Source organism: Paenibacillus pabuli, from assembly GCF_039831995.1.
In the GTDB taxonomy this organism is placed as follows: domain Bacteria; phylum Bacillota; class Bacilli; order Paenibacillales; family Paenibacillaceae; genus Paenibacillus; species Paenibacillus pabuli_C.
In genome coordinates, this window is record NZ_JBDOIO010000005.1 from 570,743 (window position 1) to 593,280 (window position 22,538).

At 49.4% G+C, this 22,538-nt stretch carries 21 protein-coding genes; 10 read left to right on the forward strand and 11 right to left on the reverse strand.

The genetic code is table 11. From position 1 onward, the window contains the following. Together ABGV42_RS29295 and ABGV42_RS29300 are read right to left on the reverse strand one after the other, a co-directional pair. Entirely contained in the window at positions 1–1,077 is a 1,077-nt protein-coding gene (locus tag ABGV42_RS29295) for an anthranilate phosphoribosyltransferase (protein ID WP_347384864.1), read from the reverse strand. A gap of 18 nt (positions 1,078–1,095) precedes the next feature. After that, entirely contained in the window at positions 1,096–1,689 is a 594-nt protein-coding gene (locus tag ABGV42_RS29300; protein WP_347384865.1) for an ANTAR domain-containing response regulator, read from the reverse strand. A gap of 596 nt (positions 1,690–2,285) precedes the next feature. Here ABGV42_RS29300 and nirB point away from each other — a divergent pair. The 4 genes from nirB to cobA are packed head-to-tail and all read left to right on the forward strand — an operon-like array spanning position 2,286 to position 6,759. Then, complete coding sequence (gene nirB / locus ABGV42_RS29305; RefSeq protein WP_347384866.1) at positions 2,286–4,727, forward strand: nitrite reductase large subunit NirB; 2,442 nt, start codon at positions 2,286–2,288, stop codon at positions 4,725–4,727. A gap of 16 nt (positions 4,728–4,743) precedes the next feature. After that, a complete protein-coding gene (gene nirD, locus ABGV42_RS29310; RefSeq protein ID WP_347384867.1) occupies positions 4,744–5,061 on the forward strand; it encodes a nitrite reductase small subunit NirD in 318 nt (105 codons plus the stop codon). 49 nt (positions 5,062–5,110) lie between these two features. Further along, a complete protein-coding gene (locus ABGV42_RS29315; RefSeq protein ID WP_347384868.1) occupies positions 5,111–5,992 on the forward strand; it encodes a formate/nitrite transporter family protein in 882 nt (293 codons plus the stop codon). Beyond that, on the forward strand, positions 5,989–6,759 hold the full coding sequence (cobA, locus tag ABGV42_RS29320; protein WP_347384869.1) for a uroporphyrinogen-III C-methyltransferase: 771 nt from the start codon (positions 5,989–5,991) through the stop codon (positions 6,757–6,759). The genes ABGV42_RS29315 and cobA overlap by 4 nt, the downstream gene beginning before the upstream one ends. An 18-nt stretch (positions 6,760–6,777) precedes the next feature. Here cobA and ABGV42_RS29325 read toward each other — a convergent pair whose 3' ends face one another. Beyond that, positions 6,778–7,416 (reverse strand): TetR/AcrR family transcriptional regulator, encoded by a 639-nt coding sequence (locus tag ABGV42_RS29325; RefSeq protein WP_347384870.1) that lies wholly within the window; start codon positions 7,414–7,416, stop codon positions 6,778–6,780. 197 nt (positions 7,417–7,613) lie between these two features. Here ABGV42_RS29325 and ABGV42_RS29330 point away from each other — a divergent pair, with 197 nt between their 5' ends. Then, on the forward strand, positions 7,614–8,381 hold the full coding sequence (locus ABGV42_RS29330) for an SDR family NAD(P)-dependent oxidoreductase (RefSeq protein ID WP_347384871.1): 768 nt from the start codon (positions 7,614–7,616) through the stop codon (positions 8,379–8,381). A gap of 148 nt (positions 8,382–8,529) precedes the next feature. On the opposite strand, the gene ABGV42_RS29335 is transcribed toward ABGV42_RS29330, so the two are convergent. From ABGV42_RS29335 to ABGV42_RS29345, 3 genes are all read right to left on the reverse strand, one after another. Next, positions 8,530–8,781: a hypothetical protein gene (locus ABGV42_RS29335; protein WP_347385244.1), complete on the reverse strand. Its 252-nt coding sequence runs from the start codon at positions 8,779–8,781 to the stop codon at positions 8,530–8,532. A gap of 108 nt (positions 8,782–8,889) precedes the next feature. Next, positions 8,890–10,188 carry a sensor histidine kinase gene (locus tag ABGV42_RS29340; RefSeq protein ID WP_347384872.1) on the reverse strand — a complete coding sequence of 433 codons (1,299 nt, stop codon included), beginning with the start codon at positions 10,186–10,188 and terminating at the stop codon, positions 8,890–8,892. Then, positions 10,188–10,865, reverse strand: a complete 678-nt coding sequence (locus ABGV42_RS29345) for a response regulator transcription factor (RefSeq protein WP_095360207.1) — start codon at positions 10,863–10,865, stop codon at positions 10,188–10,190. Before ABGV42_RS29345 ends, ABGV42_RS29340 begins: the two co-directional genes overlap by 1 nt. 253 nt (positions 10,866–11,118) lie before the next feature. Here ABGV42_RS29345 and ABGV42_RS29350 point away from each other — a divergent pair, with 253 nt between their 5' ends. Genes ABGV42_RS29350 through ABGV42_RS29360 form a run of 3 tightly spaced genes read left to right on the forward strand, consistent with a single transcriptional unit; the run spans position 11,119 to position 14,971 of the window. Next, the gene (locus ABGV42_RS29350; protein WP_347384873.1) at positions 11,119–11,937 is read left to right on the forward strand and encodes a polyphosphate polymerase domain-containing protein; all 819 of its coding nucleotides are present in this window, start codon (positions 11,119–11,121) and stop codon (positions 11,935–11,937) included. Then, complete coding sequence (locus tag ABGV42_RS29355) at positions 11,930–12,610, forward strand: DUF4956 domain-containing protein (protein ID WP_347384874.1); 681 nt, start codon at positions 11,930–11,932, stop codon at positions 12,608–12,610. Before ABGV42_RS29350 ends, ABGV42_RS29355 begins: the two co-directional genes overlap by 8 nt. Positions 12,611–12,646: 36 nt before the next feature. Next, entirely contained in the window at positions 12,647–14,971 is a 2,325-nt protein-coding gene (locus tag ABGV42_RS29360) for a carbohydrate-binding domain-containing protein (RefSeq protein WP_347384875.1), read from the forward strand. Positions 14,972–15,132: 161 nt separating this feature from the next. On the opposite strand, the gene ABGV42_RS29365 is transcribed toward ABGV42_RS29360, so the two are convergent. Together ABGV42_RS29365 and ABGV42_RS29370 are read right to left on the reverse strand one after the other, a co-directional pair. After that, positions 15,133–15,711, reverse strand: a complete 579-nt coding sequence (locus ABGV42_RS29365) for a class I SAM-dependent methyltransferase (protein ID WP_347384876.1) — start codon at positions 15,709–15,711, stop codon at positions 15,133–15,135. Positions 15,712–15,740: 29 nt separating this feature from the next. Then, entirely contained in the window at positions 15,741–16,430 is a 690-nt protein-coding gene (locus tag ABGV42_RS29370; protein WP_347384877.1) for an FHA domain-containing protein, read from the reverse strand. A gap of 211 nt (positions 16,431–16,641) precedes the next feature. Between ABGV42_RS29370 and ABGV42_RS29375 the strand changes: the two genes are divergently transcribed. Continuing rightward, positions 16,642–16,797, forward strand: coding sequence for a hypothetical protein (locus tag ABGV42_RS29375; protein ID WP_347384878.1), 156 nt, complete (start codon positions 16,642–16,644; stop codon positions 16,795–16,797). 188 nt (positions 16,798–16,985) lie between these two features. On the opposite strand, the gene ABGV42_RS29380 is transcribed toward ABGV42_RS29375, so the two are convergent. Together ABGV42_RS29380 and ABGV42_RS29385 are read right to left on the reverse strand one after the other, a co-directional pair. Then, a complete protein-coding gene (locus ABGV42_RS29380) occupies positions 16,986–19,562 on the reverse strand; it encodes a DUF2339 domain-containing protein (protein WP_347384879.1) in 2,577 nt (858 codons plus the stop codon). 205 nt (positions 19,563–19,767) lie between these two features. Beyond that, the gene (locus ABGV42_RS29385; RefSeq protein ID WP_347384880.1) at positions 19,768–20,814 is read right to left on the reverse strand and encodes an LCP family protein; all 1,047 of its coding nucleotides are present in this window, start codon (positions 20,812–20,814) and stop codon (positions 19,768–19,770) included. Between the two features lie 112 nt (positions 20,815–20,926). On the opposite strand from ABGV42_RS29385, the gene ABGV42_RS29390 reads away from it, so the two are divergent. After that, positions 20,927–21,901, forward strand: coding sequence for an aldo/keto reductase (locus tag ABGV42_RS29390; protein WP_347384881.1), 975 nt, complete (start codon positions 20,927–20,929; stop codon positions 21,899–21,901). A gap of 140 nt (positions 21,902–22,041) precedes the next feature. On the opposite strand, the gene ABGV42_RS29395 is transcribed toward ABGV42_RS29390, so the two are convergent. After that, complete coding sequence (locus ABGV42_RS29395) at positions 22,042–22,497, reverse strand: MarR family winged helix-turn-helix transcriptional regulator (protein WP_095360216.1); 456 nt, start codon at positions 22,495–22,497, stop codon at positions 22,042–22,044. Positions 22,498–22,538 lie beyond the last annotated feature (41 nt).

A 22,538-nucleotide genomic window follows, 5' to 3' on the forward strand; every position in this document is an offset into this window, starting at 1 on the left:
TCATCTGGAGGTAGCCGGATACGTGGACACTGCTCTGCTATCCGGTAGTTCCCCACCCATGGAGACGGTCCATTGCTGATACTTCCGGTACGCCGCTCCGCTATACAGTAGGCCCTGGCAGGTATAGATGCCCTCTTCAATTGAATCGACGCGGCCTGTCGCATATAGACGGAAGCCACCATTCAACAACACCTGGTTCACAAAAGCGGTATGTCCCTCTCCGCTGAGCACCGATTCTGCCACTTCAAGCTGCTTCGCAGCCGTCCACGCCATCTCGGGTACAGGAATATCCAGCTCATACGCTGCAGGGTCAACCAATTCAAGTTTCGTATCTCCGTTTTCCACAGCATAAACACGTGTAGGCCGATCGATATACAGGTCTTCCGAACCTTCCATTCCCTGTATTACGTAAGCACGGCGGTACCCAAAGCGGGTAAGCAGCTTCGCGATCCGATCCAGAAATGTATTATGAAACACGCCAAAGACAAGATAAGGGGAATGGTTAAAATCAATCAGCTTCTCGGCCGTATTAAATACCGTACGGAAGCCAAGTTCTTCACGAAGTGGTCTTAGCTGCCGAAGCGGAGCACACCACTCTTCAGAGGATACGTACATGACATTCGTTCTCTGCGCCGCCACCCTCGCATCCTCGCGATCCATTTTCCTCGTATCAATACCCGCTTCCCTAAGCAGCATGGACAGGGTTACCCCCCACTTGGGCGGCAGAGGTTCACTTCCGTGCAAGGTCACTGGAAGTCCGGCTGCTGCCAGTACAAAGGCAACCGGGAAGGTAGCCATGAACGATTTGGTTCGTCCATCATAAGGACCCGCACAGTCAAGTCCATCCTGAAATACGGACAGGCGGTCTGCGCTGTTCCGGCATGCGTGGACGAAAGCCTCCAGCTCCTCAACATTCTCCATCTTCATCCGCTCCGCCATGAGAAAAGCGGCTGTCTGAGCAGGTGATACCTCCTGTCTCAGAATGTGCTCGGCAACAGCCAGTGCCTCGGCATAATTCAGATCACGCGAACCGCGTTTCCCACGTCCAACCTCCCTGAGAATCTCAGACATATCCATAATGCATCCTCCTTTCAATTACGACTGGAGCAGCTGATGCGCCTTCACAATTGCCGTGGCTACATCCACCATCCGTTTACGTTCATCCATGGCTCTCTTGCGTAACAGATCATAAGCTTCCGACTCGGAGATCTGCTTCAGATCACATAAAATGGCCTTCGCCATATCAATCCACTTTCGATCCTCAAGCCGGGACTGCAGCTGTTTCCGTTCCTGCTCCCACTGCTTGCGTTCCATATAGCGCTTGGATGCAAAGTGCAGCGTCCAGTGAATCTCAGGCCCAATCATGGATGGGGTCAGTATTCCATCCAATGAAGCTTCTACCTCGCAGGACTCCACCGAGGAAGAGGCAGTATCCGGTGCGCACCACCATAACAATGGGGTGTTCGCCCTCCCCTTTCCCAGGCAGCGTACCCAATACTCCACATCGGCCAGCGACAGATGCAGGATGGATGCCTCTGCTTCTGCTGCCATCTTCAGAGCTTCCGTCTCACTGTCTGTCACCTGCACATGGTACCCGTTTGCCCCCAGCAATCTCTCAGGTGTCAGAGGGATTGCATCGGATGAGGCCGCTATCGTTGGTTCTACACGGATGACCAATAAAGATCGCATGATGGATCAATCCCTCCCTTAATGCATCGACAGAATGGTTAGCTTACACACCTAAATGTATCATCAAGTTAACATGTAATATAACCTGACAATATCTTAAGGTGAAAATATACATGTTTGAAACCGATTATGCTTTTCGGTAACACATTTGGCTAATTTCCATAATCATAAAAAGGGCTCTTTTCTTACTCCGTCTCTTGTAATTGCCGAGGGTTGTATGCCTCTTCTTCCCTAATAACCGCTGCAGCTGTTAGCTCGCACGTTGCGATACACGCTGTTCATTCATCGTTCACTTCTTGGTTCCATTACACACATGTAAACATAATTAACTTCAAATTTCAAATACTTTTTTATGTTAACTATATTGACATGAAAGGAAGGATCTTTTATAGTTAGGCCATAACAACTCCATATTTGAACGATCACAGTTACAACGGCGTAGCTGGTTGAAACGGCAATGAAGCCTGTTTTGCAAACTCGGATCAATGGAATGCGTATGCATATGCGCAGTCCTCCGAGGCATGACAGGCTTTTTCTATTTTTCCGGAACGAAGGCGAAGGCAATTTGCAGAATGGATCCAAGGGGGCTAATCACAATGAGTACAACGAAAAAACTGGTGCTGGTCGGTAATGGTATGGCAGGTATTCGTACAATTGAACATATTCTGAAACTCGCTCCGCATGCTTATGAAATTACGGTTTTTGGTGCTGAACCGCACCCCAACTACAATCGCATCATGCTCTCCTCTGTACTCGCAGGCGGCACGAGCATCGAAGATATCGTAATCAACGAATGGAGCTGGTACGAGGATAACGGCATTCGGGTGTACCCAGGTGATCCCGTGATTCGGATCGATGCCGAGCGTAAGGAAGTTGTATCCCAGGCAGGTGTTCGTGCGTCATATGATGAACTGATTCTGGCAACAGGATCGCAGGCGTTCATTCTGCCTTTACCCGGAGCAGACAAGGAAGGTGTCATCGGTTTCCGTGATATCAAGGACTGTGAGACGATGATGGCAGCCTCGCAAAAGTATCGCAAAGCGGCCGTAATCGGTGGCGGACTGCTTGGACTGGAAGCCGCACGCGGACTGCTTAATCTGGGAATGGATGTCACGGTTATTCATATTAACGGACATCTGATGGACCGGAATCTGGACCTGCCTGCAGGCTTGATGCTTCAACGGGAGCTTGAGGAGCAGGGCATGAAGTTTCTTTTGAACAAACATACGGAAGAAATTACGGGCAAACATCGCGTGAAATCACTGCGCTTCACGGATCAGACGGTGCTCGAGACGGATCTGGTTGTTATGGCTGTCGGCATTCGCCCTCAGGTTGAATTGGCTCGTCAGGCAGGCCTGAACGTGAACCGCGGCGTTATCGTGGATGATTACATGAACACCAGTATTCCAGGCATTTCAGCAGTCGGTGAATGTGCAGAACACCGCGGCATTGCGTATGGACTTGTAGCCCCGCTGTATGAACAGGGCATGGTTCTGGCCAAACGCCTGGCAGGCGCAGCAACCGAAGGATACGAAGGGTCTGTGACGTCCACCAAGCTGAAGGTATCCGGCGTGGATGTATTCTCTGCAGGCCAATTCAAGGATGCGGCAGATACCCGCAGCATTCGTATACAGGATGACGTGGACGGGGTTTACAAAAAGATGGTCCTGAAGGACGGACAGCTTATCGGTGCTGTACTGTTCGGAGATACCACAGATGGGGCTTCCCTCTTCTCCCTCATTAAAAGCGGAGAGAATATCGGCGGACGTGAAAAGGAAATTTTGCTCGGGATATCCGCCGGCGGTTCAGGGTCCGGCCCGTCGGTAGCCGAGCGGATGGCAGCTATGCCAGACGATGAAATTGTCTGCGGCTGTAATGGTGTCACCAAAGCTGCCATTGGAGACGCGGTGCTGAACAAAGGATGCAACACACTTGGTGCCATTAAGTCCTGCACCAAAGCTTCCGCCTCCTGCGGGGGATGTAAGCCCATTGTTGAATCGCTGCTCGTCCATTATGCAGGGGATGCTGTTGGTGAACAGGTGAAGGAAGGCATCTGCGGTTGCACCTCCTACGACCGTGACGAGATCGTTGCCCAGATCAAAGAGATGGGGCTGAAGACTGTCAAGGAAGTCATGAATGTACTTGGCTGGAATGAACCCGAAGGCTGCTCCAAATGCCGTCCGTCCCTCAACTATTACCTTGGCATGATCTGGCCGGCTGAGTACGAAGATGAGCGGGTATCCAAGTTCACGAACGAACGCTACCACGCCAATATTCAAAAAGACGGGACGTACTCGGTTATTCCACGAATTTACGGAGGCGTTACTTCTCCAGCCGAGCTGATCAAGATCGCGACCGTTGCCGAGAAATATGATGTGCCGATGGTGAAATTCACAGGCGGACAGCGGCTTGACTTGCTCGGTGTACAAAAAGAGAATTTGCCGAAGATCTGGGAAGAGCTCGATATGCCTTCCGGATTCGGTTATGGCAAGGCACTCCGCACGGTAAAAACTTGTGTCGGCAACACCTTCTGCCGATTCGGAACACAGGATTCCATTGAGATGGGCATTCGTCTGGAGAAAAAACTCGACAAAATGGTTGCTCCAGCCAAAGTCAAACTTGCCGTCTCCGGATGTCCACGAAACTGCGCAGAAGCCACCATTAAAGATCTCGGTGTTGTCGCAATTGACGGTGCATGGGAGCTGCATGTTGGTGGTAACGGCGGGGTCAAGGTCCGCGCAGCGGAATTGCTGTGCACAGTGAAAACGGATGCCGAAGTCGAAGAGTGGACTTATGCTTACCTTCAATATTATAGAGAAAACGCACGCTGGAATGAGAGAACGGCAGCCTGGATCGAACGTGTCGGTCTGGACCATGTGAAGAAGGCACTCGAAGACCGAGAAGAGCGCCTGGCTCTGGTCGAACGGCTTGAACTGACACTGGGCCGTACCGTTGATCCATGGAAGGAAATTATTGAAGACGAAAAATTGCGTAAAAACTTCACCCCACTCGCTGGCACCCAGCCGGCAGCCCACTAGAAGAGGAGGATCAGCGATGAATCGATTGCGAATTGGACATCTTGCGGATATTGATGAAAAGGGAGCACGGACGTTTACGGTCTTGGATACCGAGATTGCCGTCTTCAAATTGAGTGATGGAACGCTGCACGCCGTAGAGAATCGCTGCCCTCACAAGGGCGGTAGGCTGTCAGAAGGCATGGTATGCGGAACGGCTGTCCATTGCCCCCTGCATGACTGGAAAATTGACCTTCGCAGTGGCAAGGTACATGAACCGGACGATGGATGTCTGAACACCTATAAAACGGAGGTCGATGATCGTAGCGGTGAGATCTACATTACCATTGCAGGTTAGTCTTTAAACAGAGATATGCCTGACATCATGAATCAGGGAGGCGTGCGCTATGGATTTTGTTAAACCGGCAGAAGTACTGCAATCGATGGTGGATGCAGGCGAGAATAAGGCCAGAATGAACCGGGTGCAGATGTTAATCCGTGGTTTTCTGGCCGGAGCGATTCTCGCTTTTGCAACTACGCTGGCATATACCGCTGTATCTCAAACTTCCGTTGGTTTGGCAGGTGCACTCATATTCCCTGCAGGGTTCGTGATCATTATCCTGCTCGGACTTGAGCTGGTGACAGGCAGTTTCGCCATGATTCCACTCGCGGTGGTGAAGCGCAGAGTCACGCTGATGGATATGCTGCGTAATTATTTCTGGGTGATTGCAGGTCATGTACTTGGATGCCTGTTCTACGCTCTGTTATACGAACTCACGTTGACGAAGATGGGAACAGATATGAGCAGTCCCCTCGTTCAAACGCTGATTCAGACCAGCGAAGCCAAGACGCTCGGATATCAGCATCTGGGCGGCGCAGGTATTGTTTTGGTGATCATCAAGGCTATTTTATGTAACTGGATGGTGACACTAGGTGCAGTGATGGCGATGACTTCCACCTCCACACTCGGTAAAATTGTGGCCATGTGGCTGCCGATTACGATATTTTTTGCCCAAGGATTCGAACACGCGGTTGTAAACATGTTTGTCATCCCGGCGGGCATGATGCTGGGTGCTGACGTGAGTATTGCCGACTGGTGGCTGTGGAACCAGATTCCGGTGCTGCTTGGTAATTTCATTGGTGGTGCCCTATTTACCGGGTTAGGGCTGTACGCTGCACATCGCTGGGGAAGCCCCATCCCGATGGCATCCAAACTCGCAACCATCCATGGCGGTCGTTCAGGATTGGCAAATGCAGAGTCTGCGTCCAAACTGGGGACACGATCATGAGCCGGGGCCTGGTAAGTATCGTAGGCGCTGGACCTGGAGATCCGGAACTCATTACGGTGAAAGCGCTGAGACGCATTCAAACGGCAGATGTACTGCTGTATGACCGACTGGTGAATGATGACTTGCTTGCCGAAGCTCCTGAAGCAGCACTCCGAATCTATTGTGGGAAGGCTCCTGGGCTGCATTCCATGAGTCAGGAGATGATTGGTCGGTTACTGGTTGCTCACGCTGCGGAAGGTAAACAGGTGGTTCGGCTCAAAGGCGGTGACCCGTTCATCTTCGGGCGCGGCGGTGAAGAAGCACTCGTGCTGGCTGAAGCCGGAATCCCTTTTGAGGTCATTCCTGGCATCACTTCCGCTGTGGGCACATCCGCCTCATCCCTGATTCCGTTAACTCATCGGGGAGTGGCTTCGACCTTCGCTTGTGTCACTGGCACAGGGAGTGATGGCCGTGTATCTTCCGTTCGCTGGGATCTGCTCGCCCATAGTGTGGATACTCTGGTCATCTATATGGGCATCAGCCAATTACCCCATATTCAGCGCGAACTGCTGCAATCCGGCAAAAGCAGCTGCACTCCAGCAGCCTTGATTGAACGCGGAACCACTGCGAAGGAACGAATCATTACCGGCACGCTGGGCCAGCTTCACGCTCTCTCCCTTTCGGAAAAGGTGAACAATCCGGCACTGATCATCGTCGGCGAAGCCGTTCTCGTACGCGAACAATTGATTCAGCTCCAGCAAGCAGCAGACACCTCCATGACGGGATAGCTGCCTGCTTCCTTTTTCTTAATCCAACAGCATACGCTCGTGAATAGTCCGACCCTTCTGTCCTGGTTCTATCAGCAGACGGGTCGGTTTGATGTTTATTAACGCCGTCAACTGCTCCCCCATATAATGCGCAGAATATTTGAATCCAATCTCTGCCCAGTGCATGATGACACCCACCGTGGCAGATATCAGGTAGCTGAGCATAATATCGTAGTTGATCGTATACTCGCTATCTTCGGTTACCAGCACGAAATCCTCAGTTAAGTACGTTCGAAACATATTGCACAGCCTTAAGGCCATATCCCCATGCATCGTGATCAAGGCACGGAAGACATCCTGATGAGCTTCGATATATTCAAATACCGGCATGGTAGAAGGCAGTAATCCGGTCATATCGACTTCCTTTAATTCAGCGTATGGTTTGGCATAGGCTTGGCCCACTCCCTGCATGAAATCCTCCAAAATGAATTCAAGCAGTTCAGGCTTCCCAGGAAAATGCAAATAAAATGTACCGCGATTGTAATCCGCACGCTCAGTAATGTCACGGATGGTGACGGAATCGGCTCCCTTTTCCAATATTAATGAAACCGTCGCAGCGATGATTGCATCCTGCGTTCTTCGTGCTCTCCGGTCCTGGGGGTGTTCGATAATCAACATTTTCGCCTCCTTTGTCCATTATTGTAACCTAAATGAACACCGCTTACATCTGTGTCCGATACCAGACATATGCGCTGTCAATGATTATTGTCACACCGTTATGTATATCTTAACATTGAGACAGGAACGATAGACGACAGGTTGAAAATTTTTTTTGGAGAAAAACCTGCCAATAACAAATAGGGAGCGAATATATCATGAGTACATCTTATACACATACAGCGGTTATTACAGGGGCTGCCGGAGGCATTGGTAAAGAATTGGCACGCAGACTGGCAGAACGCAAAATCAATCTGGTTCTGGTAGACCTGAACGAAGATGCCATTCAGCAGACCATCGCCGATCTGAACCTCGACAAAGAGCACGTCATTGCTGTAAAAGCAAACGTATCCCAGGAAGCAGACGTGAAAAACTATGTTCAAAAAGCACTCGATGCTTTTGGCAGAATCGACTATTTTGCCAATAACGCCGGTATCGAAGGTCCAACGGGTCTGATCGAAGACCTCAGCGTTGAAGCACTGGATACGGTATACAACGTCAACGTTCGTGGCGTATTCCTGGGTCTGCAAAACGTCATTCCGGTCATGAAAAAACAAAAATCCGGTGCCATTCTGAACACATCTTCCCTTGCAGGTCTGATGGGTGCTCCAGCCGTATCTCCATATATTATGTCCAAACATGCCGTAGTTGGTCTCACGCGTACTGCAGCAAATGAACTTGCCCCATTCAATATTCGGGTAAATGCGGTATTGCCAGGAACCATTAACACGCGCATGATGCGCCAAATCGAAGCAAACTCCGGTGACGTGGAAAACTACCAAGATGCTACCGTAGCCAGCATTCCAATGGGACGTTACGGCGAACCGGAAGAAGTGGCAGCTGTGATGAACTTCCTCTTGTCCGAAGAGGCTTCTTATGTGACAGCTTCCCTCTACACTGTCGATGGCGGTATGATGGGTCAATAACAGCCTGGGTTACAACGTGAAAACGTAAATCCTAATGGATACCTTCTATCTAAATACAAGGTAACAAAAGATATAAAATCAAAAGGAGCCTGTTCCCAGGCTCCTTTTTGATATACCACTCCATCTATACGTTCCGATCACAAGGATCTTAATCCACGTATCCTGCGTGGCCTTTTTCCATGAGATAGTCCATTTCGGCATCCAGAATGCCTTCTACCGTCAATTCGTCGAGCTTCACATCTTTGCGGCTCAGAATGTAGTCGGCCAGATCATCACCGTCGATGTCCACATCGCCTTTGGCATTTTCATGTGCTTTGTTGATGTAGGCTTGCTCATGCTTCAGCACAAGCGCAATATTCGCCTGGCTTGCTTTGGTTTTCTCCGCGATATATTGCATCATTTCCTGCTCATTAATTGAATTCGCTTCCGTCACGTTCAGTTCAGCTCCTTGATTCATACATACTGTTGCCATTGTAGCATAGGTTAACCCATAACAGACATGTCTTATTCAGAACGAAGTGAGACGAACGTAGAACGTCGCTCCCTCTCCTACCACACTGCGTGCATAAATCTGACCTTTATGCTGGTCCACGATGGACTTCGCAATCGCCAGACCGAGACCGTGTCCACCATGTTTGCGTGCTCTGGACGCATCCGTACGATAGAAGCGATCGAAGATTCGGTCCAAATGCTCCGGTGCGATACCTTCCCCTGTATTGGAGACGGCAAGCACCACCTCGTGATTATGCTTCTTCAGCGAGACATTGACCGCGCCTTTGGCTTTGGAATACTTCACAGCGTTATCCAGCAGAATCAGAATAACCTGCTTGATCTGTTCACTGTTGCCATGGACCATGAGCTCCGGCTCAATGCTGTAGTCTAGAGATATATTTTTCTCAAAAATAACAGCTTCCATCGTTAAAATAATGGTCTCTACCGCATCACTCATATCAAACTTGGAGTGGATCATCGTGGAACGCGAATCATCGATCTCGGTCAGATATAACAGATCACTCGTTAACCGGGACATGCGCTCTGTCTCCGACTTGATATAATGCAGCCATTTGGACTGGTTATTTATCGTATCCTCGCGATTGGCAAGCAGCACGTCCGTGTTCGTATTAATGATGGCCAGAGGTGTCTTGAGCTCATGGGAGGCGTCCGCGATGAACTGTTTCTGTTTATCGAACGCTTCCTTGACCGGTGCAATGGAACGATTGGCAAAGTAACGGCTCAGGAAGTAGATAACGATTAACATGAACAGGCCTACAATGGTGAAGGTATAGATCAGATTCGTAAGAATGCCCTGCTGGGCAGTTACATCAATGAACACAACCATATGTCCATCGCTGCTCGGATCAATAACATACGCCCAGTTCGTTCCATCCAGCGCAAATTGTCCGGTCTTACGCTCCGCGCGTTCAGCCTTGTCCACCTTCTCCAGTGCCTCTGCGTAAAATGGTTCCTCCATGCTAAATCTGGATTGTGAATCCGTAATGTTCCATTCATTATCCGTCTTCACCATGAACGATACGGAACGCCCTGGTGGCGAATTGGGGTCTCCGCCTGGTCCGTTCTGCTGTACATCCGATGGCGGATTACCTGTAATGGCATCGTCTCCATGCGGCATCTTGGACGAAGGATATGGACTGTGATAGAAATCCGATACCTTGAAGAGCTCCATGTTGGTTTCCCGCTGCACATTCTGGTACGTGATGATATAGATTGTCGCAAAAGCAACCAGCATCATGATGGAGATCGATACCAGATTGACGACCAAGAACCGGTTTCGAAGTCTCTTAAACATTAGGCTGTCACCTCAAGTACATAACCCACACCCCGGATGGTATTGATGCGGACCTTGGAGTTCAGAAAGGTCAACTTCTTGCGCAAAAACGAGATGTATACCTCCACATTGTTATATTCCACTTCAGAATCGAAGCCCCACAGCTTCTCAATGATCTGCTCTTTGGACGTGATAGCCTGTTTGCGTGTGATCAGCAATTCCAGCAGCTCATTCTCTTTCAGATTGAGCTTAATCTCCTTGCCCTGCACGGCCAGCTTCAGCTGCGTTGTATTCAGTTCGATATCGCCAAATTTCAACCCGTCCTCAGGCACGACCTCACCCTTTCTTCGAAGGGCTGCCCGAATCCGGGCAAGCAGTTCCTCTGTTGCGAAAGGCTTCGCGATATAATCATCCGCCCCATAATCGAGTCCGGTTACTTTGTCCGATAGCTCACCCTTGGCTGTCAGCAGGATCACAGGCGTGTGGTTTCCCTCACTGCGCAGCTTTCTCAGTACGCTGATTCCATCCATCTCCGGCATCATGATGTCGAGCAGCAGCAGATCGTATATACCGCTTAGCGCATAATCGAGTCCTGATCTGCCGTCGTGGACCATGTCCACGGAGTAATTGTTTTTCTTCAATATCTGGGATACGGCCTCTGCCAAATGAACCTCATCTTCCGCAATTAATATTCTCATGATTTATTCATTCCTCTGCCTTGAATTGTTCGTCGCAACTTTCTTTGATTATATCAATCATTCTACCTGCAGAACCTTGAATCAATCTTAATTCATTTATTTCACGAGAACTATTATAGGAAGGTAAAAAAAGATTAACGGAATGTAAAATCATTTAAGATTCATTCAAGGTTGGCGCTCTAAGATACAGACATGGAAGCAATACACGATGAAACAAAACATACAACCCATGGATGAAAGGAATGAATCTTAAATGGCGATTGAAGTATTCAACCGATATGAGAGCAAGTATCTTCTGACCGATGAGCAATATGAGCATTTCTACCGTGATCTGCTGAAGTACATGGAGCTGGACGCATACAACAAGAAACACGAGTTCTACTCCATCAGCAACCTGTACTTCGATACTCCGCAGGATTCCCTGATCCGTGCCAGCCTCTCCAAGCCCAAGTACAAGGAGAAGCTGAGACTGCGGGCTTACGGGGTACCTGAAGAAAATGCCAAGGTGTATCTGGAGATCAAAAAGAAAGTGTTCGGCTTGGTCAACAAAAGAAGAACTGCCCTGATGCTGGATGAGGCTTATGAATTCGTCCGTACGGGACAGGCGCCTGGGCTGGCTGACTACATGAACAAGCAGGTTGTCGATGAAATCGAATATTTCCTCCGCTTATACGATCTGGAACCAAAAGTGTATCTGGCCTATGAACGCAAGGCATTGTTCGATAAGAACAGCCGTGATCTCCGCATCACCTTTGACACCAATATCCGCAGCCGCAGATACGATCTGAAGCTGGAACAAGGGGATTACGGTGAACCACTGGTGGAAGACGGTCGCTGGCTGATGGAGGTCAAGGCGGAGAAAACCGTTCCGTTCTGGTTATCCCAGCTGTTGTCTGAGCACGGCTTGTACCGTGTAGGCTTCTCCAAATACGGCAACGAATTCAAGCGTCTCGTCAGAACGACGAATCTGAACTACCAAGGCGAGCGAATCCTCGTTCCGGGTACCGACTTCGATCCAGCCATGAAACCAAACCAAACGATCATAGAAAGAGAGAGTGTAGTATATGCTTGATTCCATTTTCAGTTCTGCTATAACCGACACAACGCTGACATTCAGCAGTGCCGTGATTACGATTGGCCTAGCCATCCTGATGGGTGCAATTATCAGTCTCACATACATGAAAACCAATGCCACCACATACTCGCAGAGTTTCACGTTAACCATGGTTGTCCTGCCCGTGATTGTTGCGATCATCATCCTGCTGATCGGCAGCAACGTAGCCCGCGCCTTCAGCTTGGCCGGCGCCTTCTCGATTATCCGTTTCCGAAGCGCACCTGGTGATCCAAAGGATATCTCCTACGTCCTGTTCACCATGGCTTCTGGTCTTGCCTGCGGCGTCGGTGCATTCGGATACGCGGTATTGTTCACCATCATCTTGTGTGTACTGATGTTTGTTCTGAGCTATTTCAAATTCGGAGCCAAAAAGAGTCAACAAAAATTGCTTAAAGTCACCATTCCTGAAAACCTGAGCTATGAAGAAGCTTTTGATGAAGTATTCAAAAAATTCAATGTTGAATATCAGTTGAACAAAGTGAGAACAACCGAACTCGGCAGCTTGTACGAACTGGTCTATCTGGTTCACCTTGGCCAACACGTCAATCAGAAGGAATTCCTTGATGCCGTTCGTACACGTAACGGGAATCTGGATATCTCCCTCAACATGGCACCAACGCCGGAATATTAATTCGAGACATTTTATAATCGAGAGGAACGATATATTATGAATAAAAAATGGATTACAGGCAGCAAGTTATGGTCCGTAGCGATGATTACCGCAATGGTTACAGCATGCAGTGCTCCAGGAGCGACAAGCACAACCGCCAACGCCGCAACGTCAACAACAGGCACAACCAAAACCGTTTCCGTTAGTGAGCAGACCTCCGTCAAATATGCAGATTTGGTCTCCATGGATGCAGATGATACCAATGTAAGCTGGAGTGAAGCCGACTCTACAACCATTCAACTGAGCGGGAAGACAGCGACCGTTACTGGTTCCGGAGCCAAAGCGGCGAACGGATCGGTAACCATCTCCGAAGCAGGCACTTACGTGCTTAGCGGGGAACTGACAGATGGACAGATTATCGTTAATGTAACCGATAAAGGAACCGTTCACCTCGTGCTGAATGGAGCAACCATTCACGATAACGACAGTGCGGCCATCTACATCAAGGAAGCAGGCAAAGCGTTGATTACCCTGCAAGAAGGAACGGAAAATGCTGTTTCGGATGGTACAACCTATGTATACGCTGATGATGCAACGGATGAGCCCGATGCAGCCATCTTCAGCAAGGCCGATCTGACATTTAACGGCACAGGTAAACTCACCGTAACAGGTAACTACAACGAAGGAATTACAAGCAAGGATGATCTCAAAATTGTAAGTGGCACCATTAACGTCAAGGCGGCAGACGACGGCATCAAAGGTAAGGATATGCTTGCAATCCAGGAAGGTAGCATTACGGTTGATGCTGAAGGTGACGGTATGAAAGCGACCAATGATACAGATGCCGAAAAAGGTTTCGTCGCCATTGCCGGGGGTACATTCAATATCCAAAGCGGTAACGATGGTATTCAGGCTGAGACTGCCCTCGTTACGGATGGCGGAACCTTTAACATCGTCACTGGGGGCGGCAGCGCCAATGCACCAGCCAAAGCTGAAGAGGGTCCATTCGGCGGTGGTGGTGGCTGGGGCGGTGGAACACCTCCAACAGACATGGGTACTCCACCAGATGGTGAACCGCCTGCTGATATGCCGACGAATGATGGAGCGAATGCAGCTGGTACGGCAGCAACAAGCTCTGCCAATGCGACATCGACTGCTGCTTTGGATGCAGATGCTGCGGCAACAACTACAACAGAAACAGAATCGACAAGTGCCAAAGCACTTAAAGCAGGGGCAGATCTTACCGTTAATGGCGGTACGTATACCATTGACTCCATGGATGATTCCCTGCACAGCAACAGCAATGTAACGATCAACGACGGCAAGATCACCCTGGAATCCGGCGATGACGGTATTCATGCCGATCTGGCACTCACCATTAACGGTGGAACGATCAACATTGCGAAGAGCTACGAAGGACTTGAGGGAGCAACAATTACACTGAATGATGGTGATGTGGACGTTACGTCTTCGGATGATGGCGTAAATGCTTCGGGTGACATCACTGCAACTGCGGCAGATGCTGCTGCAACCACTACAGAAGCAGACAGCACTCAAACCGCTGATGCCACTAAAGCTTCCAACATCTCTGTAACCGAGACGACAGGTACAACATCAACAATTACAGATGCGGATCAAGCAGATCAAAGCACAGACGCAGGTGGCAATACTCGTCCACAAGGCGGTGCTCCAGGAGGTATGCCGGGTGAATCTGCCGGAAACAGTAAGCTTCATATTAATGGTGGATCCCTTACCGTCAATGCAGACGGTGACGGACTTGACTCCAATGGTTCCATCTACATGACTGGCGGAACTGTGATTGTAAACGGTCCGACGAATGACGGCAACGGACCACTGGATTATGATGGCACATTTGAACTGAGTGGTGGGTATCTGATCGCTGCCGGCAGTTCCGGTATGGCACAAGGTACCTCGGATTCCTCAACACAAAACACCATTGTAATGACATTCCCTGAAACGCGGAAAGCCGGAACGCTGGTTCACGTACAAGACAGCGATGGCAACAGCATCCTGACCTTTGCACCGGCAAAAGATTATCAATCCGTAGTCATCAGCTCGCCTGACCTGAAAGAAGACGGTTCTTATGAAATCTACTCCGGCGGAACATCAACCGGTACAGCTACAGATGGCCTGTACACAGACGGTACGTACAGTGGCGGCACCAAAGTGGTTGCATTCCAATCCACAAGCAACGTTACCTGGGTGAATGAATCGGGTGTAACCACTGCCAATACAGGTATGGGTGGTCCTGGTGGAGGACGCGGCCAAGGCGGATTCGGAGGCGGACGAAACAGAACCGAGCCCGGAACAACGACAGACAGCACAAGTACAAGTACAAGCACGACAGACTCCGCAAAATAAAGTATGACAACTGATCGGTATAAAATAAAACGCCTGTTCAGGATAACAACAGAAGGCGCCGAATTCACTTTAGAAGTGGGTTCGGCGCCTTCTTTCGTTATCCTTTTGGTAACAGGATCACAGAGCTTTCTCTTGTGGGAAAGTTAAAGCAATCTTTCTCTTCAAAATGTGTATACATAAACCTTCGTACGCAAGGCATCCTTGCACGTAATCGTTCGGAGAGGAACTTTCCCCGGAAGCGCAAAACATACACTGATAACCCGTGCCCCTGGTGGAAGCTCCCGGCTAAACTTGTCCATGAGCCGGGTCATAGCCCCAGGAAATAAATAACAAACGACACCGTCTGCATGCTCATAGGAGCTCTTGTAGATATCCCCGCGTCTGAACCGAAGCCGACCTTTCAGTGAATTCCGCTCACCCTTGGCTTTCCTGAATCCAACCATCAGGCTGGACATGACTTGAGAGAACCAGAAAGGAATGAGCGAGTTCTCAATGCCGGTAATTCGCTTGCCCGGACAATGACGGACGATATCCAATCCCAGTGTCCCCCAACCGGAGCCTGCCTCAATGATATCCCCATACCCCGGAATGCGATTAATCTCCTGAATAACCACCTGCCGGACGATTCCGGATGTGGGCATGGGTGAGATTCCATTTTTCCAGCTGACCAGCACGATGGATATTACGGCGATCAGCATCACCACGGCAATCAGCCATGGAATGATTTGAATGATCAACATGGTCTCATCCCTTTGTTCATTCAGACTGGTTACATCATGCCGCCCATAACGCCAGGCACATGTGACTTCATGTATACACCCTTTTTGTAGACGGATTTGATCGTAAAATGGACACCCAACTTGCGATTGGTCCGATAGATCAGCGAGTTGATCTCATCAATTCCTACCGAATCGCTCTCCAGCATACTTCGTTCCGGCCATACCTGGCCAACGATCTGCTCTCTCGTCACAAAATGATCCAATTGACTATACAGCAGCTTGAACAGCTGGAACTCCTTCTTCGACAGCGGAATCTCCACCTCGCCAATCTGTACGGTCTGCAGGTGATCATGCACCCGGACTCCCTCACCGAGCAGATCGGATATGCGGTATTCACGCGTTTCTTCGAGATCACCCTCCATCCGAAGCTGGATCAAGCCATTGACCATGGTCAGGATGTCTCCTTCGGCAAACGGATATTTCTCATAGGGAACGAGCCGTTGCCCGTTCAATTCGGTCCCATTTTTGCTATCCAGATCCTCAACCCACAGCTGACACTGTGCATCATAATGAATACGGCAGTGCCGCTTCGATATCAACTGATTATACACGGACAAGTCCGATTCACCGCCGCCCGTATAACGCCCCACCGTGATGGAGCGTCCCTGGCTTACATAAGCAAATGAACCGTCGCTCTCCTGCCCAGGTGTACGAATGACGATTTTGGCCGTCTCCCGCATGTTCATCTCCCACCTTCAATTTTCACTCTAGCTCTATGAGTTTCATGAATAATGATAACTTCATCAGATTTGTTCCATTGTTTGCATTCCTGGCTATTTATATAGTGTATACAGGCAATGATGTATTCGTTTCTATACTATACCAGACGTTGTGCTTTTTTTCTCATAACGAGCTTTCAATTAGCCTAATCAACAAGAGAGGTATATCACCATGAACAAAAAGAACATTTTCATCTACGTATTGCTCGCCTTCGCCCTGTCCATTACACTTACCGTGCTATCACGCGTAACGGACGAACGCGGCGAATCATTGAACGGAACACCTGCTTCCGAAACATCCTGGTTGCATCTGAACACCCATCCATGAGCTTATTCTATTATAACGCGATCCTTGTAATAAACGTTTCACCAATGTCATAATCATCGTTTTAATAGACATAACTCCCTGCACACATACTCGTGCCATGCCCACATGAAGAAGCCCCTTAGACGCTGACATCACAGCGGCAAGAGGCCTGTTTGCTTAGAAATTTATAATCATATTTCAAATAGTACTTACTCAGACCGATCCGGTTCTTCAACCGGCGGTGTCTTCTTGACCTGAGCTTCCTCCATCCGACTGGATACCTTCTGATACAGATACGAAATGCCCAGCAATAACACACCGAAGCTAAAGTAGGCGATGATTTTGCTGCCCGTTGTTAGCAAGCCGACATCGTAGAATACCATTTTCCCCGTGGAGAACAAGGTCAGACCGAGTCCGAGACGACGAATCATGACGTACCTCCTACGGAATCCGTACGCAATATAGAGAATCGCAAGCAGCAGATAAATCAGGCTGAACATCAGACCGATGTCCCCCCATTGGAACTGCACCGTCAGGAAGACCGTGATGACACCCAGCAGGTAAATTCCCGCAATGACCGGGTACCACTCTACGCTCTTGAACTGTCCGCGTATGCCCGCAATCAGCAAGTCTCTTCCAGCGAAAAACACACCAATATTAAAAATAATCAGAACCAGCAATCCCACAATCTCTGCTGCCGTATGCTGCTGGGCTCCCGGATCGAGTGCTGGCATGGACAACGTCACCGCAAGTGCAATACAGCAGCCTGCTGCATGCAGGAACGTTGTGTAGTACTTCACCATCTGGTCATGGAATAACTTAACTTGGCCTAAGGCATACGCTAGCGCGATGGTTAGTGCAGCGAACATCAGCCATTTGTAGAACAAGTAGAGCAGGAACGTCCCATCGACCGCTCGGGTATACAGTTCATTGGATTCGTACAAAACATATATCCATAGGTTGCCGAGGGTGACGTACTTGAATATATTCAGCGTGCCGAGCTCCAGCACACTATGATTAATCTTGGTTTTGGCCAATAACCCTTTCCCGCTGCCAACCATAGCATAATACAATGTAATCAAGAGGGCCCCCAGCGTAATGCAGGAGTATTTCAGCATAAAGTAGGATTGCTCTCCCACCACATACAGCACCAGCACATCATAATATACGAAGGTGAACACGCACAGGAGCACAACGCCCCATCCCGCACGTTCTACCGACCTGAACTGTTTCAGATGACCCAGCATAACAAGCAAAATACCCTCGATTAACCATCCCATGGACAGCCACTTCGCCCCAAACTGGAACGGGATCATCAGAATGGCAAAGGTTAGGGATGTGATATAGAACAATAGTATGGTTTGTTTCTCCTGAACCATATTGCGCTGTACCCACCGGGCGAGTCCTACGTACACCAGGGAGAATATAAGTGCCAGCAATCCCTGCGCATCATCCCAGCTTTCTGCGTCAAAGAGCACATACAGCATCAGACAGCTGATGCTCGTATTCATGGCCAGCAGAGCGAAATCCCACCAGGTCAGTTTAACCCGATGTTTAAATGAATACGCGAGTGTAATTCCCAGATATAATGCAAACGTAGCAACCGAATACACCATGCCCACAACGTTGTTCGGCGAGAGCCACAAGAGGATTAACATGGACGGTGTATTGAACAGAAAACTGATATAATGCACGATTGGCCAACGTTTGCCGAAGGAAATGAGTACAATAATTCCGTTCAGAAGCAGCATATAGGCCATGGCAACATACACGGAGTTTCCGCTAAGGCCGAAATAGGCCATATACGAGAACAGGGGCAGATAACCGCCCACCAGACCGAGGGAGCAGATCGTCCTCGACTGATATCTTAGCGATAGCAGGACGGACACCGCTGATACAAGTACAGAAAGTCCAAGACCTGTATATAAACCAATAATATGAAGCAGAAAATAACTGTAGAAAATAGAGCCGAACAGAACGGAGATTCCACCTCCGAGCAATCCCATCGCAAATGTCTGACGTTTCCGCCGAAATAGCCACTCTCCTCCGGCAAGCATCAGCACACCGAGCAGGAAGAATGCACCGCCCTTCATCTCATCATTGAACCACGTGGAGTACGAATACCGGAATGCTGCGCCCACACCGAGAATAATAAGCAGAATGGCAACCTTGTTGATCCAGCTTAGCCCAATCTTCATCTCCATCCGGTTCTGGCGAATCCGGCGCTGAATGGTTTCTTCGCTCAAGCCTTCCTCGGCCATATGCTCATAGCCATGCTGCATCTGTTGACGCACCGCTTCCTCCCGTTCCCTTAACGATTGTCTATGCTGTTCGATGCGTTCCTTCACCTCTGCAGCAAGATGAGCAATCCTCTCCTTGAACTCCATCGCATCTTCCTGAAGCTCCTCTGAAGCCTTGTTGAATAGAGCGTTCATGTTTATTTTGGTACGATGTTCGTGAGCTTCCAGCCGGTCATTATGTACACCTGTTTTCCCGCGGAAATATGTCTCCATCTTCTCCTGGGATACCCGAATGAGATTCAGCTTCTCATCCAGCATCTGTTCGGACAATGCCATCCGAAGACGGGCATTCTCCTCCTCCATCTTGCGTGCACGTGCCTCGATCTGACGCAGCTTCAGCTCGTGTGCATCCACCTGCTCACGAAGCTGTTCATTCTGCACAATCAGGTCATCCGACTGATAGTCCTGAAGCAGCGTGTTGTATTCTTTCACCAGCTGCCTCTGCTGTTCCTGAACCTGGCGAAGTCGGTCCTTGAAGTCCTTCATAAGGCTCCTCCATTGGTTGATGTTGATTTGTTTACCTATATTTTACTATACATATGCAATGAAATGACCTTATAGATTGAGATGGGTTGTATCTTCTCGCCTAAGAGTTTTGTATATCGCCATAACTGCACAGCAAAAACCCCGGGAAGCAAGCCCGCTCCTCGGGGTCACACCATTCAAAATGATTCCACATTATAGATGCGATTTATGCGGCATCTTTCTCATCTCCGTCTGCTGACTCAGGTTCCATGATCTCGGTGGCATTCGGGTCCAGCCAATTGCTGAGCATGGTCCGTACATATTGCAGATCGTCCTCCGATAGATCGTAATACCATGTGCCACTGCGGGTTGCACCTTCACCCTTCAGCATGTAGTTGCTGATCGTTGGCGCGCTGTCTTTCATATATAGGGACTCGGCAAAGTTCACGATGAAATCCGAGCTCATATTTGTTGTAAAATTCGATCCGGCAATTTTGATGACATCCGGAATTTTGGTCAGATTTTTGACCTCCAACGCCCGGTTCATGAACGCGCTGAGGAAAATCCGGTGCCGCATTGTCCGGTTAAAATCGGAGTCTTCCCGGTATCTGACATAGCCAAGCGCTTCTTCGCCGCTATAGATGGGTTTATTTGCTTCCACAAACAGCTTCTCATGACTCTTGAGCTTGTTCTCGATATTTTTCTTAATTGGCAGCTCAACGCCGCCAACCGCATCGACAATATCCTTAAGTCCGTTAAAATTAATCGCGGCATAGAAGTCCACTTTGTTCCCCAGCAGATTCTCCACCGTATCCATCGCCATCTTGGCTTCGCCATGGGCATAGGCTGAATTAATCTTCGACTTCACATCCCGGCCGACAATCTCGGTATAGGAGTCTCGCGGAATGGACAGCAGCAGCACTTTGTTGTCTTCCGGACGCACGACGGAATAGATGATCGTATCAGAACGGCTTGGTTCGTTATCCCGTTGATCAATCCCCAGCAGCAGTAGTGAGAATGGGTCGGTGTGTTGTACCACAGGGACTTCTGCATTCGGATCCCCAACCGGCTTGTAGGAATCATCCAGTGCTTCCTTCACCGTACCTGAGGCAAATAGTTCGAATGCCAGCAGCACAAGCTGTTTTTGATAGACATATCCGAGTCCTCCCAGCACGATCAGCACGCTTAGGGTAATGATTAGAGGTTTCTTCCACCTCTTCTTCGGTTTCTTCGGCTTCCGGCGGGTTAAATGTGCAGCACTGTTTTCCATCATATCTCCTTTAATAACGGGTTCTTAGAATCATTTAACTATATTAATAACACGTTTTCAATAGATTACGTTATAATCTGCTATACAAGAACGGACACAGAAGGAGCGATGAGGAATGGAATATCGACGTTTAGGCAACAGCGGCTTGCGTGTATCTGCACTTGGGCTCGGTACGAATGCTTTTGGTAAACGTGCAGATGACGCGGCTTCAACCCGTATCATTCATGCAGCACTGGATCAGGGGATCAACTTTATCGATACCGCCAACATCTACGCTGGAACCGAATCGGAACGAATTATTGGACAAGCTCTGGCAGGCAGACGGGAAAACGCTGTGCTTGCAACCAAGGCCGGACTTCCCCGGCATGACGGTCCTCATGGGCGGGGATCCTCCCGCTATCATCTGCAGCAAGAACTGGAACAGAGCCTCCGGCGTCTGCAGACGGACTACGTGGATCTGTATCAGATCCACACATTTGATCCGCACACTCCGCTGGAGGAAACCTTGCGAACGCTGGACGACATGGTCTCCTCCGGTAAAGTCCGTTATATCGGGGCTTCCAACTATGCAGCCTGGGAACTCATGAAAGCTCTCGGTATCAGTGACCTGAAGGGACATGTGCGCTATATTTCCACTCAAACCAGCTACTCCCTGGCAGACCGCACTCCAGAGCTTGAACTAGTACCGATGTGTCTCGATCAAGGCGTCGGAATTATCCCGTATTTCCCGCTTGCGGGTGGCATACTGACAGGCAAATATAACGGACAAGCAGGTATCCCTTCGGGCTCCCGAGCGGATACGGATCCATCCTTCAACCGGTTCCTGTTGGAGCATAATGTCAGATTAGGAGAGCAAGTAAGCGAAAAAGCGGCAGAATTCGGTTGCTCACCAAGTGTTCTGTCGCTCGCCTGGCTGCTGGCTCGCCCTGCCGTCTCAACCGTTATCGTTGGAGCCACGCGTACCGAGCAGCTAGAGCACAATCTGGCTAGTGTGAGTCTGGAGCTTACGCCGGACATGATCGCGGAGCTGGATCAACTTAGCGACTCGTTCCGTCTTGGCGAGCCGTTTGCCTCGTATCGACTGGAATAGAACTACAAAAAAACCTCCCGGCTCAGTGTCTGGGAGGTTTTCATTGTCTGTATGTAGAAGGAGGCGCCATTCATCTCACCTTACTTCGAGGGGGATATTTATATATAAAGTTCAATACCTTGTGGGGTGCAATACAGCGACTATTCCGATTTATTTTTGATAAGCTTCCGCATAATGTCCATATACTCTTCCTTATGATCGCTTACCAGGTCAAAGAATTGTCTGTCAGCCTCTTCCACAAGCTGAATTCCCCGATTGGCCAGTTCCGTGCCTTCCGGCGTTGTAGCAATAATGTTCGCACGGGTATCGGTTTGATGGCGACTGCGATGGATCAATCCCCGTTTTTCAAGCGCTCGAAGAACCTGAGAGGTGACATTCACATCCACGTTGGCAAAATGCGCAAGCTGAACCTGCGTTACGCCTTTCCCTTCCGTATCTCTCTCATTCAGCCATAAACAGCCATGCAGAAGTACAAATTGCGGCGGGGTTAATCCCAATGGATCAAGCACCCTGCGTACTTCCTTCTGCCACATCGTTGTGACCTGCCACAGCAGGTGTCCTGGACTTTCATGTGCGTTTTTATACTGTGAACTCATCTCATTTATTCCTCCATCACTGATGCCTTGGGACTTGTTGT

Bases quoted from the DNA above. Each gene is read 5' to 3' on its own strand.
- ABGV42_RS29365 (WP_347384876.1), bottom strand. From the start codon at position 15,711: ATGTTGATCATTCAAATCATTCCATGGCTGATTGCCGTGGTGATGCTG.
- ABGV42_RS29300 (WP_347384865.1), bottom strand. From the start codon at position 1,689: ATGCGATCTTTATTGGTCATCCGTGTAGAACCAACGATAGCGGCCTCA.
- ABGV42_RS29370 (WP_347384877.1), bottom strand. From the start codon at position 16,430: ATGCGGGAGACGGCCAAAATCGTCATTCGTACACCTGGGCAGGAGAGC.
- ABGV42_RS29340 (WP_347384872.1), bottom strand. From the start codon at position 10,188: ATGTTTAAGAGACTTCGAAACCGGTTCTTGGTCGTCAATCTGGTATCG.
- cobA (WP_347384869.1), top strand. From the start codon at position 5,989: ATGAGCCGGGGCCTGGTAAGTATCGTAGGCGCTGGACCTGGAGATCCG.
- ABGV42_RS29390 (WP_347384881.1), top strand. From the start codon at position 20,927: ATGGAATATCGACGTTTAGGCAACAGCGGCTTGCGTGTATCTGCACTT.
- ABGV42_RS29355 (WP_347384874.1), top strand. From the start codon at position 11,930: ATGCTTGATTCCATTTTCAGTTCTGCTATAACCGACACAACGCTGACA.
- ABGV42_RS29360 (WP_347384875.1), top strand. From the start codon at position 12,647: ATGAATAAAAAATGGATTACAGGCAGCAAGTTATGGTCCGTAGCGATG.
- ABGV42_RS29325 (WP_347384870.1), bottom strand. From the start codon at position 7,416: ATGTTGATTATCGAACACCCCCAGGACCGGAGAGCACGAAGAACGCAG.
- nirB (WP_347384866.1), top strand. From the start codon at position 2,286: ATGAGTACAACGAAAAAACTGGTGCTGGTCGGTAATGGTATGGCAGGT.
- ABGV42_RS29345 (WP_095360207.1), bottom strand. From the start codon at position 10,865: ATGAGAATATTAATTGCGGAAGATGAGGTTCATTTGGCAGAGGCCGTA.
- ABGV42_RS29385 (WP_347384880.1), bottom strand. From the start codon at position 20,814: ATGATGGAAAACAGTGCTGCACATTTAACCCGCCGGAAGCCGAAGAAA.
- ABGV42_RS29330 (WP_347384871.1), top strand. From the start codon at position 7,614: ATGAGTACATCTTATACACATACAGCGGTTATTACAGGGGCTGCCGGA.
- ABGV42_RS29375 (WP_347384878.1), top strand. From the start codon at position 16,642: ATGAACAAAAAGAACATTTTCATCTACGTATTGCTCGCCTTCGCCCTG.
- nirD (WP_347384867.1), top strand. From the start codon at position 4,744: ATGAATCGATTGCGAATTGGACATCTTGCGGATATTGATGAAAAGGGA.
- ABGV42_RS29295 (WP_347384864.1), bottom strand. From the start codon at position 1,077: ATGGATATGTCTGAGATTCTCAGGGAGGTTGGACGTGGGAAACGCGGT.
- ABGV42_RS29315 (WP_347384868.1), top strand. From the start codon at position 5,111: ATGGATTTTGTTAAACCGGCAGAAGTACTGCAATCGATGGTGGATGCA.
- ABGV42_RS29335 (WP_347385244.1), bottom strand. From the start codon at position 8,781: ATGATGCAATATATCGCGGAGAAAACCAAAGCAAGCCAGGCGAATATT.
- ABGV42_RS29395 (WP_095360216.1), bottom strand. From the start codon at position 22,497: ATGAGTTCACAGTATAAAAACGCACATGAAAGTCCAGGACACCTGCTG.
- ABGV42_RS29350 (WP_347384873.1), top strand. From the start codon at position 11,119: ATGGCGATTGAAGTATTCAACCGATATGAGAGCAAGTATCTTCTGACC.
- ABGV42_RS29380 (WP_347384879.1), bottom strand. From the start codon at position 19,562: ATGAAGGACTTCAAGGACCGACTTCGCCAGGTTCAGGAACAGCAGAGG.